The 13,980-nt window shown below is 66.6% G+C and carries 9 protein-coding genes; 8 read left to right on the top strand and 1 reads right to left on the bottom strand.

Translation table 11 applies throughout. The annotated features are described in order from the left end of the window. The first annotated feature begins 20 nt into the window (after nt 1-20). Complete coding sequence (locus AB0C75_RS27425; RefSeq protein ID WP_362894384.1) at nt 21-1,100, top strand: DUF916 domain-containing protein; 1,080 nt, start codon at nt 21-23, stop codon at nt 1,098-1,100. Nucleotides 1,101-1,175: 75 nt separating this feature from the next. On the opposite strand, the gene AB0C75_RS27420 is transcribed toward AB0C75_RS27425, so the two are convergent. Further along, nucleotides 1,176-5,024 (bottom strand): GH92 family glycosyl hydrolase, encoded by a 3,849-nt coding sequence (locus tag AB0C75_RS27420; protein WP_362894383.1) that lies wholly within the window; start codon nt 5,022-5,024, stop codon nt 1,176-1,178. Between the two features lie 496 nt (nt 5,025-5,520). Between AB0C75_RS27420 and ngcE the strand changes: the two genes are divergently transcribed. From ngcE to AB0C75_RS27385, 7 genes are all read left to right on the top strand, one after another. After that, entirely contained in the window at nt 5,521-6,969 is a 1,449-nt protein-coding gene (gene ngcE, locus AB0C75_RS27415; RefSeq protein ID WP_362894382.1) for an N-acetylglucosamine/diacetylchitobiose ABC transporter substrate-binding protein, read from the top strand. A gap of 50 nt (nt 6,970-7,019) precedes the next feature. Beyond that, complete coding sequence (locus tag AB0C75_RS27410) at nt 7,020-7,943, top strand: sugar ABC transporter permease (protein WP_362894381.1); 924 nt, start codon at nt 7,020-7,022, stop codon at nt 7,941-7,943. A gap of 97 nt (nt 7,944-8,040) precedes the next feature. Next, a complete protein-coding gene (locus AB0C75_RS27405; protein ID WP_362894380.1) occupies nt 8,041-8,958 on the top strand; it encodes a carbohydrate ABC transporter permease in 918 nt (305 codons plus the stop codon). Between the two features lie 269 nt (nt 8,959-9,227). Next, nucleotides 9,228-10,427 carry an ROK family transcriptional regulator gene (locus tag AB0C75_RS27400; RefSeq protein ID WP_362894379.1) on the top strand — a complete coding sequence of 400 codons (1,200 nt, stop codon included), beginning with the start codon at nt 9,228-9,230 and terminating at the stop codon, nt 10,425-10,427. A 119-nt stretch (nt 10,428-10,546) separates the two neighbouring features. Continuing rightward, nucleotides 10,547-11,659 (top strand): sugar ABC transporter substrate-binding protein, encoded by a 1,113-nt coding sequence (locus AB0C75_RS27395; RefSeq protein WP_362894378.1) that lies wholly within the window; start codon nt 10,547-10,549, stop codon nt 11,657-11,659. A 188-nt stretch (nt 11,660-11,847) separates the two neighbouring features. Continuing rightward, on the top strand, nt 11,848-12,636 hold the full coding sequence (locus AB0C75_RS27390) for an ATP-binding cassette domain-containing protein (RefSeq protein WP_362894377.1): 789 nt from the start codon (nt 11,848-11,850) through the stop codon (nt 12,634-12,636). Next, entirely contained in the window at nt 12,633-13,910 is a 1,278-nt protein-coding gene (locus tag AB0C75_RS27385) for a sugar ABC transporter permease (RefSeq protein WP_362894376.1), read from the top strand. Before AB0C75_RS27390 ends, AB0C75_RS27385 begins: the two co-directional genes overlap by 4 nt. Nucleotides 13,911-13,980: the final 70 nt, after the last annotated feature.

Raw genomic sequence — 13,980 nt, 5'->3', positions numbered from 1 at the left:
GCCATTCCGAGAGAGACCCCATGCACGCAGTGGCACCACCTCGCCGCACCACCATCGCCGTCCTCGTCCGCACCGCACTTCTCGTCCTCCTCACGGCCCTGGTGTCCGGCACGTTCGCCGCCCCGCAGGCCCGGGCGGCCGAGGGCGACGTCACCTGGACGGTCCGGACGGCCGCGAACGACTACGGGGAGGACCGGTCGAGCTTCAGCTACGCCGTCAACCCCGGCGGTGAGGCCGAGGATGCCCTGGTCGTGGCCAATCACGGCACCGAACCGCTGAGCCTCGCCGTCTACGCCGCCGACGGCTTCACGACGGAGAAGGGCCAGCTCGACCTCCTCACCGAGGGAAAGAAGTCCAGCTCCGTCGGATCCTGGGTCCAGGCCGACAGGGAGAGCGTCCGGATAGCCGCGGGCAGGAGCGCCGAGATCCCCTTCACGGTCAAGGTCCCGCACGACGCGACCCCCGGCGACTACGTCGGCGGCATCCTGACGTCGCTCAAGCAGTCCGACGACGCCGAGGGCATCGCCGTCGACCGGCGCCTCGGCATCCGGATCAAGCTGCGTGTCAGCGGCGCCCTGCGGCCCGAACTCGCCGTCGAGGACGTGCACGTCGACTACCGGGGCTCCGCCAATCCGTTCGCCCAGGGCGACGCCATGGTGACCTACGACCTCCACAACACCGGCAACGCGCTGCTCTCCGCGAAGCAGAAGGTCACCCTCACCGGTCCCTTCGGGACGCTGAGCACCGATGCCGGAACCATCGACGCGCCGCCGGAACTGCTGCCCGGCGAGCACTGGAAGGTGAAGGTCCCCGTCCACGACGTCACCCCGGCCTTCCGGCTCACCGCCACCGTCGCCGTCACCCCGCTCATCACCGACGCCGCCGGCTCCACCACCGCCCTCGCCCCCGTCAGGACCACCGGCCACGGCTGGGCCGTTCCCTGGACACTCCTGCTGATCGTGGTCCTCGTACTCGGCGGGGGAGCGGCGGCGTTCGTCCTCGTCCGGCGGGGGCGCGCCAGGCGCGCACAGCAGGAGGAGGCGCGGGTGCGTGCGGCGGTGGAGCAGGCGCTGCGGGACAAGGCGGACCAGCAGTCCTGAGACGGGTCGCCGATAACGCGGACGGGCCGCCCGGTGTGCGGGCGGCCCGTCCTCATGCGTACGGAAGGTGAAGACTCAGGAGATCAGCTCGATCTCCGCCAGCGTCGCCGCCTCCGTGGTCACCAGCCGGTACTTCGTGTACGCCTTCGGTGAAGGCACCGAGAACGCCCGGGTCTGCTTGTCCCAGGCGAAGGTCTGGCCGGACCGCTTGTCGAGGTCCTTCCAGGAGGTGCCGTCCGACGCCCCCTGGAGCACCCAGCCCGTCGGGGCCTTCTTCGCCGTGGCCGAGGTCAGCGTGTACTGGACCGCCTTCGTGCCCTCGGCGGCCGGCAGGTCCACCGACTCGACCGAGGCCGAGGTCTCGGAGGAGTTGTCGTACAGCGCGCCGTCGCCCTTGAGTACATCGGCCTTCGGCGTGGGCACCTTGTCGTCCTTGGTGATGGAGACCGGGGCCGCGTCCTTGCCCGTGCCCCACGACGAGGGCTTGGAGCCCATGTCGAACTCCAGGACGCCGCCCTTGGCGAGCAGGTCGTGCGGCAGCGAGGTGGAGGTCCACTTCTTGCCGTTGACCTTCAGGCCCTGGACGTAGATGTTCCTGGTGCTGTTCTTCGGGGCCTTGACGACGAGGTCGTGGCCGTTCTCCAGGTGCACGGTCGTCTTCGTGAAGAGCGGCGAGCCGATCGCGTACTCACCGCTGCCCATGACCAGCGGGTAGAAGCCGAGCGAGGAGAAGAGGAACCAGCCCGACTGCTCGCCGTTGTCCTCGTCGCCGTGGTAGCCCTGCCCGATCTCGCTGCCCGTGTACAGCCGCCCGAGGACCTCGCGGACCTTCTCCTGGGTCTTCCAGGGCTGCGAGGCCGCGTCGTACATGTAGGCGGCGTGGTGCGCGACCTGGTTGCTGTGGCCGTACTGGCCCATCCGTACGTCGCGCGCCTCGGTCATCTCGTGGATCACGCCGCCGTACGAGCCGGTGAACTCGGGTCCGGCCGTCTCCGGGGTCGTGAAGTACGTGTCCAGCTTCTTCGCCAGACCGTCCCGCCCGCCGTAGAGGTTGGCCAGGCCCCGGCTGTCCTGCGGGGCGGTGAAGGCGTAACCCCAGCCGTTGGTCTCGGTGTAGTCGTAACCCCAGACGCGGGGGTCGTACTCGTCGGCGGGGAGCCGCCAGTCACCGTTCGGCTTCTTGCCCTGGAAGAAGTCCGCCTTGCCGTCGAAGAGCTTGACGTAGTTCTGCGCGCGGTTGAGGAAGTACTCCGACTCCTCCTTGTAGCGCTGCTTCTTCGTCTTCTTGTAGAGGGCCTTGCCCATCTGCGCGATGCCGTAGTCGTTGAGGTAGCCCTCCAGCGACCAGGAGAGGCCCTCGTGCGTCTCGGTGTTCGCGTAGCCCGTGAAGACCGAGGTGTCCATGCCCTTGCGGCCGACACCCGGGGACGGCGGAGTCACCGTGGCGTTCTTGACCGCCGCGTCGTAGGCCGCCTCGGCGTCGAAGTCGACACCCTTGACGTAGGCGTCGGCGAAGGCCACGTCGGAGCTGGTCCCGGTCATCAGGTCGGAGTAGCCGGGGGAGGACCAGCGGGAGACCCAGCCGCCGTCCTTGTACTGCTGGACGAAGCCGTCGACCATCTTGCCGGCCTGCTTCGGGGTGAGGAAGGAGTACGCGGGCCAGGTCGTCCGGTAGGTGTCCCAGAAGCCGTTGTTGACGTAGACCTCACCCTTGACGAGCTTCGCTCCGGTGTGGGTCGGGGTGTCGTCACCGGCCTTCTCGGAGAAGGGGCTCGCGTAGGTGCTCTTCCCGCCGACCTGCTCGAAGCCCGAGTTCGGGTACAGGTAGAGCCGGTACAGGCTGGAGTAGAGCGTGGTCAGCTGGTCGGCGTTCGCGCCCTCGACCTCGACCTTGCCGAGGATCTTGTCCCAGGCCTTCTGTGCGTTCTTGCGCACCGTGTCGAAGGACTTCTTCGCCGGCAGCTCCATGGCGAGGTTCTGCTTCGCCTGGTCGACGCTGATCAGCGAGGTGGCCAGACGCAGGTTGACCGTACGGTCCTTGCCCGCGTCGAAGCGGAAGAAGCCGGTGACGTCGTCCCCGCCGCCGCCCTTCAGCTTGCCGCTGTCGGTGACCGGAGCGTCGAAGGAGCCGTACACGAAGAGCCGGGTGGCGCCGGTGGAGCCGCCGCTCTTCACATCGGAGAACCCGCTGAAGGAACCCGTCTTCGGGTCGAGGGTGAGACCACCGTCGTTGGAGACGTTGTCGAAGACGAGGCTCGCGTCGTCACCGGGATAGGTGAACCGCATGCGCGCCGCGTGGTCGGTGGGCGCCATCTCGGCCTTGAGGCCGTTCTCGAAGGTCACCCCGTAGTAGTGCGGGGTCGCCGTCTCGTTCTCGTGGCGGAAGGGCAGCGCCCGCTTCGTGCGCGCGGCGTCCGGGGTGCCGGAGGCCGCCGACGGCATCATCTGGAAGGTCTGCCGGTCACCCATCCAGGGACTCGGCTCATGGCTGGCGCCGAACGCCTGGAGCGTGGGCAGATTGTCCTCGTTGTTGCCCTTGGCGTAGTCGTACAGCCAGCTCGTGGAACCGGCGTTGGTCACCGGCGTCCAGAAGTTGAAGCCGTTCGGGACGGCGGTCGCGGGGAAGTTGTTGCCGCGCGAGAAGTCACCGCTGGAGTTGGTGCCACGCACGGTCGACGCGTAGTCCGAGAGGTGCGCCTTGCGCTTCTCCGGGGCCTTCGGGGCGATCGAGATGTCGTCCACCCAGCCCTGGAACTTCGAGGGGCCCTTGGGGGAGTCGTACGCCACCAGGATCCGGTCGACGGTCTTGCCGGCCGCGACCGTGCCGATCCGCGCGTCGACCTTGTTCCACTGGTTCACGTACAGCCGCTTGGCGTCGGCCTGGCCCTGCGGGGTGAGCGCACCGCCGTTGGTGTCGGTTGCCTTCAGCTCGCTCAGATACGTGCCGTCGGTGAAGGCCAGGTCCACCGCCACGTGCGTCGCGGGGTAGTCCAGGTCCGTCTCGCCCATCTGCGGGTAGACCAGGTAGGAGAGCTGCGTGTCCTTGGTGATCGCCGTGTTGACGTCGAAGACCTTGTTGTACGAGTAGGCGTGGCCGTCCGCCTTGTGCGTACCCGCGTAGCGCAGGGCCTTCTTTCCGGTGAACCCGGCGCCCTGCTTGGCGGTGGGGGAGCCCGAGGGACCCCGGTCGGGCTGGGTGCGCATCTCGTCGGGGGTGGGGGCGGAGGTGTCCCCGTCCGAGAACTGCACGTCGCCGAGCTGGACCGCGTCGTCAGCGCCGTTGTTCTTGGTGATCTCCAGCCGGAAGTGCTGGTAGGCGGTGTCCGTCGTGAAGTCGTACGACTTGGTCTGGAGCCGCTCGGAGAACGTCTGGCCGGTGCGGGTGTCCAGGTCCTTCCAGGTCTTGCCGTCGGCCGATCCCTTCAGGGTCCAGTCCTTGGGGTCCCGCTCCTTGTGGTCATCGGCCGAAGTGAGGGCGTACGTCACGACCTTGGCGGGATCGGCGAGGTCGAACTCCACCCAGCCCGTGGAATCGAAGGTGAGCCACTTGGTGCCGGGCTCCCCGTCGATCAGGTTTTCCTTGACCTCGCCGCCGTCGGCATTCTCGTCGCTGGCGCGCAGATCCGTGACCTGATCGGTGATATTGCCCGGTATTCCGTCGGCGAACCCGCCGTTGACACCCGATGCCCTCTTCTTTCCGTCGGCGTCCTCTTCGACGGTATTACGCCAGTCCGGCTGCTTTTCGTCGTCCTCGAAGGAGGAACTGAACGATGCGTCGCCGGACGGCTTCCGGTCGGCCGCGGACGGCTGGGCGAGGGCCGCGGTGGGGGCTGCCAGGGCCAGGGTCAGAGAGGCCGCGAGGAGCGCGGCGAATTGACTGTGTCTGGGGCGCGAGCGGTGCTGGGGACCACGTAGGGGCTGCATACGAAGCCGTTCCTCCCGGGGACATGCTTGGACAACGTTGTCATCATGGGATACGTGTTCCAGTAGGGAGCCAAGTGGCCGGATGTGTCAAGGGTGTTGCGTGGGCCCGCCCCTGGTGATTCGACCCTATTGCGGAAAAAGGTGCTCGCGCGCGCAGGCGCGCGGTGCTGAGGTGTCCGTGAGGTCTCAACTCGGGAAAGACTGCCGCTCAACCATGCATTCGATCTTGCTCAGTTGGCGGCAAGTGGACTATACCTGTCGGCGTCTGCACAGCCGCTTCACAACGGCACGCGGACACGGGGGAGGTGGAACAGCTGTGGGCGCGAGAGGTGGCCCGCCGTGCGTTTCCCCGAAACTCCCCCACTGCACCTGGCAATCCGGCAATCTGCACGACCCAAGCGCAACTGACCGCGGTGGCGGGGCCCTTCGCCTGAGGCGAATTCATTACGGGTGACCGGTACACCGCCTGAGTCCTGGAGAAGGCGAGGACTTGAGCATGGGATCCACCTCCGGCCGCACGAATGAGGGCCTTGGCCGTCGCGATGTGATCAAGCGTTCTGCCGCACTCGGCCTGATCGCCGTCCCGACGATGAGCTTCCTGTCGGCCTGCGCGAGCAGCGACAGCGGAAGTGACCAGAAGGCCGAAAAGGGCACCAAGAGCGAGAAGAACCCGCTCGGTGTCAATGAGACGGCAGCCCTTGAGGTCGTCATCTTCAACGGTGGCTTCGGCGAGCAGTACGCCATCGACGCCGAGAAGAAGTACAACGAGGCCTTTCCCAAGGCACCCAAGGTCAAGCACTCCGCGACCGAGAAGATCCAGTCGATCCTGCAGCCCCGCTTCAACGGGGGCACTCCGCCGGACCTGATCGACAACTCCGGCGCCGAGCAGATGGACATGGGTGTCCTCGTCGGCAAGAAGCAGCTCGCCGACCTGACGCCGCTGATGGACGCCCCGTCCTACGACGACCCGGCGAAGAAGGTCCGCGACACGCTGCGCCCCGGTGTCCTGGAGATGGGCCAGTTCGACGGCGACCCGGTCTGGATCATGTACTACGCGTACACGGTCTACGGCGTCTGGTACTCCCAGACCAACCTGGAGAAGCTCGACGCGACGTACCCGGAGAACTGGGACGACATGCTCGCGCTCTGCGCGAAGGCGAAGAAGAAGGGCATCGCCGGCTGGACGTACCCGGGCAAGTACCCGTACTACCTGCCGTTCTCGCTCTACCCCTTCATCGGCAAGATCGGTGGCCGCGAGGTCCTCGACAAGATCGACAACCTGGAGCCCAACGCCTGGAAGGACCCGGCCGTCAAGGCCGCCTTCGAGGCGTACTACGAGCTCTTCCAGAAGGGCTACGTCCTCAAGGGCACGCCCGGTCTGACCCACATCCAGTCGCAGACCGAGTGGACCAAGGGCAAGGCGCTCTTCATCCCGAACGGCTCATGGGTGGAGAACGAGGCCGCTCCCACCACGCCGGACGACTTCAAGATGATGGTCGGCGCGCCGTCCAGCCTCGACTCCTCCGACAAGATGCCCTTCGGCACCCTCTGGGCGTCCGGTGGTGAGCCCTTCATCGTGCCGGCGAAGGCGAAGAACACCGACGGAGGCATGGAGCAGCTGCGCATCATGCTCAGCGAGGAGTCCTCCAAGAACTTCACCAAGTCGGTGAAGTCCCTCAGCGCCTTCAACGGAGGCACCGACGGCCTGGAGCTGTCCACGGCGCTCCAGTCCGGCGTCGACGTCCTGGCGAAGGCCGGCGACAACGTGGTCAACCCGCGGATGCAGGACTGGTACGTGAAGCTGCAGAAGGAGCAGATCGGAATCGCCGGCATCGGCGAGATGATGGCCGGCCGCGCGACCCCGGCGGAGACCATCAAGAAGATCCAGGCCTTCGCCGACGCGGCGGCCAAGGACCAGTCCATCAAGCACTACAAGCACGCGTGAGCAACCGTCACCAGCGGCGGCACCCGCTCGGAAATCGGGGTCGGTAAACGATGCAGCACGGCAAGTACCGGTTCATCGTGGGGTTCCTGGTAGCCCCACTGGCGTTGTACGCCATCTTCGTCATCTGGCCCTTCGCCCAGTCCATCTACTACTCGTTCACGGACTGGACCGGACTGAGCTCGGACTTCAAGATCGTCGGCTTCGACAACTACAGCCGGATGCTCAAGGACGACATCTTCTGGAAGTCGCTGCAGCACAGTGTGCTGCTGGCGCTGCTGCTGCCGCTGGTGACGCTGGGCCTCGCGCTCTTCTTCGCCTTCATGCTCAATGTCGGCGGCCGACGGCGTAAGAACGCCGCGGTCGCCGGCGTGCGGGGCTCCTCGTTCTACAAGATCGCCTATTTCTTCCCGCAGGTCCTGTCGATCGTGATCGTGGCCCTGCTGTTCCAGTTCGCGTTCAACCCGACGTCCGGAATGCTGAACGCGACGCTGAAGGCCGTCGGCTTCAAGAGCCTTCAGCCGGACTGGCTGGGCGACCCCGATCTGGCGCTGTACTGCATCATGGTCGTCCTGATCTGGTCGACGGTCGGATTCTTCGTCGTTCTCTTCTCCGCCGGTATGGCGTCGATCCCGAAGGACTTCTACGAGGCGGCGCTGCTCGACGGCGCCAGCCGCGTCACGACGTTCTTCAAGATCACGCTGCCGCTGCTCTGGGACACCGTGCAGTCCGGCTGGGTCTACATGGGCATCCTGGCGCTCGGGGTGGAGGCGTTCACCGCCGTACAGGTCATGACGGTGGGCCCGGGCGGGCCCGACTACTCCACCACCGTCCTGCCGCTGTACGTCTACCAGACGGCCTTCAGGGACGCCCAGGCCGGCTACGCCACCACGATCGGCGTCGGGCTGCTCATCGTCACCATGCTCTTCGCGGGCATCGTGATGAAACTGGGCCGGCGCGAGCGGCTGGAGTTCTGATGCGGTTCGTTGCGGAGTACGGCGACCGGACGACCGGTGGCGCGCGGAACAGTTCGGTCCCGGTGGCCGGCTCGACAGTTGCACGAGGTGAGCACACGTGAAGGTCACTGAGACTCCTCCCGCCGTCCCGGCCCCGCGCTCGCCGGTGACGAAGAAGGCCCCGCAGGCCGCGGAACCGGCGAAGAGCAGCGAGGGCAAGGTCCTCAACGTCTTCTCGCACGGTGTGCTGGTCATCTGGGCGGTGCTCGTCGTCATGCCGCTGCTCTGGGCGGTGATGGCGTCCTTCAAGACGGACGACTCGATCCTGTCGACGCCCTGGGCGCTGCCGGACAAGCTGCACTTCGAGAACTGGTCACGGGCCTGGAACCAGGCCCACATGAGTGACTACTTCCTCAACACCATCCTGGTGGTGGGCGGTTCACTCATCGGCACCCTGCTGCTGGGGTCGATGGCGGCGTACGTGCTGGCGCGGTTCGACTTCCCGGGCAACCGCTTCATCTACTTCCTCTTCATCGGCGGGATGAGCTTCCCGATCATCCTGGCGCTGGTCCCGCTGTTCTTCGTCATGAACAACATGGGCCTGCTGAACTCGGTGCACGGGCTGATCCTCGTCTACATCGCGTACTCGCTGCCGTTCACCGTCTTCTTCCTCACCTCGTTCTTCCGGACGCTGCCGACCTCGATCGCGGAAGCGGCGATACTCGACGGCGCCTCGCACACCCGGACGTTCTTCCAGGTGATGCTGCCGATGGCGAAGCCCGGCCTGATCAGCGTCGGCATCTTCAACTTCCTCGGGCAGTGGAACCAGTACATGCTGCCGACGGTGCTGAACACCGATCCGGACGGCAAGGTGCTCTCCCAGGGCCTCGTCGAACTGGCCACCAGCCAGGGGTACAAGGGGGACTGGTCGGGGCTCTTCGCGGGTCTGGTGATGGCGATGCTGCCGGTACTCGCCGCCTACGTCGTCTTCCAGCGCCAGGTCGTCGCCGGACTGACCGCGGGGGCGCTCAAGTAGGGGGGGCGGGCGCCCTCGCCGACAGGACTTGTCGTCAGCGGGAGGGCACCCGTCATCGATATGAAGCAGAGCCTCTGGGTGGCGAACCGCCCCTCGGTCATCGACCGGGGGGCGGTTTCGTGTGCTTTGCGACGCTTTCGGTGCCGTTCGGATGTGGAGGCTCGATGCTCATCGGAGGCTGCCACTGCTCAAGGTCTTGACGGGGGGCACCCCAAAACGCTCAGCTTAGGGTTCACATGTTAGAGAAAACGGCAGGAGTGAGTGAGTCGATGGAGACTCCGGGGTCGCAGACATCTCTGCATCGGGCCAACCTTGAGCGGGTCGTACGTGCCGTAAGGATGGCCGGGTCCCTGACCCAGGCCGAGATCGCCAGGAGCACCGGTCTCTCCGCAGCCACCGTCTCCAACATCGTTCGTGAACTCAAAGAGGGCGGCACGGTCGAGGTGACCCCCACCTCGGCGGGCGGGCGCCGTGCCAGGAGCGTCTCCCTGAGCGGGGACGCCGGCATTGTCATAGGGGTGGATTTCGGGCATACGCACCTTCGGGTGGCCATCGGCAACCTGGCCCACCAGGTGCTCGCGGAGGAATCCGAGCCGCTCGATGTGGACGCCTCGTCGGCGGAGGGCTTCGGCCGGGCGGAACAGCTGGTCAACCGCCTCGTCGAGACCACCGGGATCAGCCCGGGGAAGGTGATCGGCGTCGGTCTCGGTGTGCCGGGCCCCATCGACGTCGAATCCGGCACCCTGGGCTCCACCTCGATCCTGCCGGGCTGGACGGGCATCAACCCCAGCCAGGAGCTCGCCGGGCGCCTCGGCGTCCCGGTGTACGTGGACAACGACGCCAACCTCGGCGCGCTCGGTGAGCTCGTCTGGGGCAGCGGCAGGGGTGTCAGGGACCTGGCGTACATCAAGGTGGCCAGCGGTGTCGGCGCGGGTCTGGTGATCGACGGGCACATCTACCGCGGCCCGGGAGGCACGGCCGGCGAGATCGGCCACATCACCCTCGACGAGGCGGGCCCTGTGTGCCGTTGCGGCAACCGCGGCTGCCTGGAGACCTTCACCGCCGCCCGGTACGTCCTGCCGCTGCTGAAGCCCAGTCACGGGGCCGATCTCACCATGGAGCGGATGGTCCAGCTGGCCCGTGAGGGCGATCCGGGCTGCCGCAGGGTCATCGGGGACGTCGGGCGGCACATCGGCAGCGGCGTGGCCAACCTGTGCAACCTGCTCAACCCGAGCCGGGTGGTGCTCGGCGGATCACTCGCGGAGGCGGGAGAGTTGGTGCTTGCGCCCATCAGGGACTCGGTCTCGCGCTATTCCATCCCCAGCGCCGCGCGACAGCTCTCCGTGCTCCCCGGGGCGCTCGGCGGACGGGCCGAGGTGCTGGGCGCGCTGGCCCTCGTGCTCAGCGAGATGGGGGATTCAACCCTTTTGGAGAGCACCCTCCCTTCCGCGACTCCTGCCTTCACTTAGATAACGAATGGCACCGTTGTCATCTCGTTAAGGATTTACTCCTTGACGCTGGCGTCGCGGCCGAGTTGACTTCCAGCCACCTCGGCCGCAACGTCGCGGCCTCGTCAGGGAGGTTCGAAATGAACACGCGTATGCGTCGTGCCGCCGTTGCCGTTGCCGCCACCACCATGGCTGTCTCTCTCGCCGCTTGCGGGAGCGCGAAGGAGTCCGGCGACAAGACCAGTTCCGACTCCGGCAAGAAGGGCGACGACCTCAAGATCGGTCTGCTCCTTCCCGAGAACGGCACGGCCCGTTACGAGAAGTTCGACAAGCCGATCATCGAGAAGAAGGTCAGCGAGCTCACGGGCGGCAAGGCGGAGGTCGTCTACTCCAACGCCCGCCAGGACGCCACACTGCAGGCGCAGCAGGTCGACACGATGATCACGAACAAGGTCGACGCGCTGATCATCGACGCGGTCGACTCCAAGGCCATCGAGAACAGCGTCAAGAAGGCCAAGGACGAGGGCATCCCCGTCGTCGCCTTCGACCGCCTCGCCGAGGGTCCGATCGACGCCTACACCTCCTTCGACAACGAAGAGGTCGGCCGCGTGCAGGGCAAGGCCCTGCTGAAGGCCCTGGACGGCAAGACCAAGCCCACCGTCGTGATGATGCACGGCGCGATCACCGACCCGAACGCCGCGCTCTTCAAGAAGGGCGCCAAGTCGGTGCTCGACGGCAAGGTGACGTACGGCAAGGAGTACGACACCAAGGAGTGGAAGGCCGAGAACGCCAACGCCAACATGGAGGGCGCGATCACGTCCCTCGGCAAGGACAAGATCGACGGCGTCTACGCGGCCAACGACGGTCTGGCGGGTGGTTCCATCCAGGCGCTCAAGTCCGCGGGCATCAGCAAGCTCCCGCCGGTGACCGGCCAGGACGCCGAACTCGCAGGTGTGCAGCACATCGTCACCGGTGAGCAGTACATGAGCGTCTACAAGTCGTACCCGCAGGAGGGCATCATCGCCGCGGAGATGGCGGTGGCGCTGGCCAAGGGCGAGAAGCTCGACAAGATCGCCACGTCCAAGGTCGACAACTCCAGCGCGAAGGACGTTCCGACCGTCCTCGTGCCGGTCGTCTCGCTGACCAAGGACAACATCAAGGAGACCATCATCAAGGATGGGATCTGGACGATCGACGAGATCTGCACGGCCAAGTACAAGAAGGCCTGCGACTCGATCGACCTGAAGAACTAGCACCCGCCGCGCGGCCGGCCCCCGGCCGGCTCCGCGCGGCCCGGAAGCCTGTCCGGCGCCCCGCCCACCAACTGTCCCGCTACCGGGCTGGGCGCCGGACGGAACACTCCGCAGTTCTCAATTCTTCTGCTCGACCACCGCCCCTCCCCCCAGGAGCGGTATCCCCGCCGGGTCAGGCGGCGAAGGAGATGGTTCACGTGTCCGCTACGCCCGTGTTGGCGTTGCGAGGGGTCTCCAAGCGATTCGGTGCCGTCCAGGCGCTCACCGATGTAGAGCTTGAGGTCCACGCCGGTGAAGTGGTCGCCCTGGTGGGCGACAACGGTGCCGGTAAATCAACGCTGGTCAAGACGATCGCCGGTGTGCACCCCATCGATGACGGGGTCATCGAGTGGGACGGTCGGTCGGTCCAGATCAACAAGCCGAACGACGCCCAGACCCTGGGCATCGCGACCGTCTACCAGGACCTCGCGCTCTGCGACAACATCGACGTCGTCGGCAACCTCTACCTCGGCCGGGAGATCCGCAGGTTCGGGATCCTCGACGAGGTCGAGATGGAGCGCCGCTCGCGCGAGCTCCTGTCCACGCTGTCGATCCGCATCCCCAGCGTCCGGATCCCGATCGCCTCGCTCTCCGGCGGACAGCGCCAGACCGTGGCCATCGCCCGCTCCATGCTCGGTGAGCCCAAGCTCGTCATCCTCGACGAGCCCACCGCCGCCCTCGGCGTCGAGCAGACCGCGCAGGTACTCGACCTCGTCGAGCGGCTGCGCGAGCGCGGTCACGCGGTCATCCTCATCAGCCACAACATGGCCGATGTGAAGGCCGTCGCCGACAAGGTCGCCGTGCTCCGGCTGGGCCGGAACAACGGGATCTTCGACGTGAAGACCACCTCGCAGGAAGAGATCATCTCCGCCATCACGGGCGCCACGGAGAACGCCGTGACCCGTCGTGCGGCTCGTAACGCGGAGGTCAAGAAGTGACGACCGACAAGACGTCCACGGCTGTGGTCAACCCGGAGGCCGCCGAGGGCGCGGACACCGCGGTCGACCCCCGGCTGCTCGTGCGCGAGCAGGGCTTCGGCGGATACCTCAGCGAGTTCAAGCGCAAGATGCGCGGTGGTGACCTCGGCTCGATCCCCGTGGTCATCGGCCTGATCATCATCTGTGTGGTCTTCCAGAGCCTGAACTCCGAGTTCCTCTCCGCGAAGAACATCAGTGACATCGCCGTCGCGATGGTGGCCACCGGCATGATGGCCGTCGGCATCATCTTCGTGCTGATGCTCGGCGAGATCGACCTGTCGGTCGGCTCGGTCAGTGGTGTCTCCGGTGCCGTCGTGGCCGTACTGAGCGTGACCCACGGGCTGAACGAGTGGCTCGCCCTCGTGCTCGCGATCGTGAGCGGCGCGGTCATCGGCGCGCTGCACGGGTTCTTCTTCGCCAGGATCGGCGCCCCCGCCTTCGCGGTGACCCTCGCAGGCCTGCTGTTCTGGCTGGGGCTCATGCTCCAGCTCCTCGGTGACACCGGCACGATCAACCTCGACAGCGACGGTGTGGTCGGCAAGCTGACCACGTACTACTTCACGGACGTCGCCGCCGCCTACGGTCTGGCCGCCGTCCTGGTGATCGCCTTCTTCTTCTCGGCGTTCCTGGACAGCCGCCGCCGCGAGGCAGCGGGCGTCCCCTCCCGGCCGCTCACCGACATCGTGGTGCGCACCGTCGTGCTCGCGGTGTTCGCCTTCGCCGCGGCGGTCATGTTCAACCAGTACCGCGGTCTCCCGCTGGCTCTGGTGCTCTTCCTCGTCGTCCTCATCGGCACGGACTTCCTCCTGCGCCGTACGACCTACGGCCGGAAGATCTTCGCGCTCGGCGGCAGCGTCGAGGCGTCCCGCCGCGCCGGTATCAACGTCACCGCGATCCGTATCTCGGTGTTCTCCATAGCCGGCACCTTCGCGGCGATCGGCGGCCTCTTCTGGGCCTCCAAGATCGCGGCCGTCAACCAGGGCTCCGGCACCGGTGACCTCCTGATGAACGTGATCGCGGCGGCAGTCATCGGTGGCACCAGCCTCTTCGGAGGCCGGGGCCGCACCTGGAACGCCCTGCTCGGCGTGATGGTGATCGTCTCGATCCAGTACGGCCTGTCGCTGGAAGGCATCAAGACGCCGGTCCAGTACATGGTGACCGGCGCTGTGCTTCTCGCCACGGTCGTCATCGACTCCGTCACCCGCAAGACGCAGAAGACCGCGGGTCGCGCCTGACCGTCGTACCTGCGCACATGTGCCCGGCATCCTCCGTGATGCCGGGCACCTGCGTGTGCGGCCCCACCCG

Source organism: Streptomyces sp. NPDC048565 (genome assembly GCF_040650935.1).
In the GTDB taxonomy this organism is placed as follows: Bacteria; Actinomycetota; Actinomycetes; order Streptomycetales; family Streptomycetaceae; genus Streptomyces.
The sequence above is the reverse complement of the archived record's forward strand: the minus strand, read 5'-3'. Positions and strand labels throughout refer to the sequence as shown.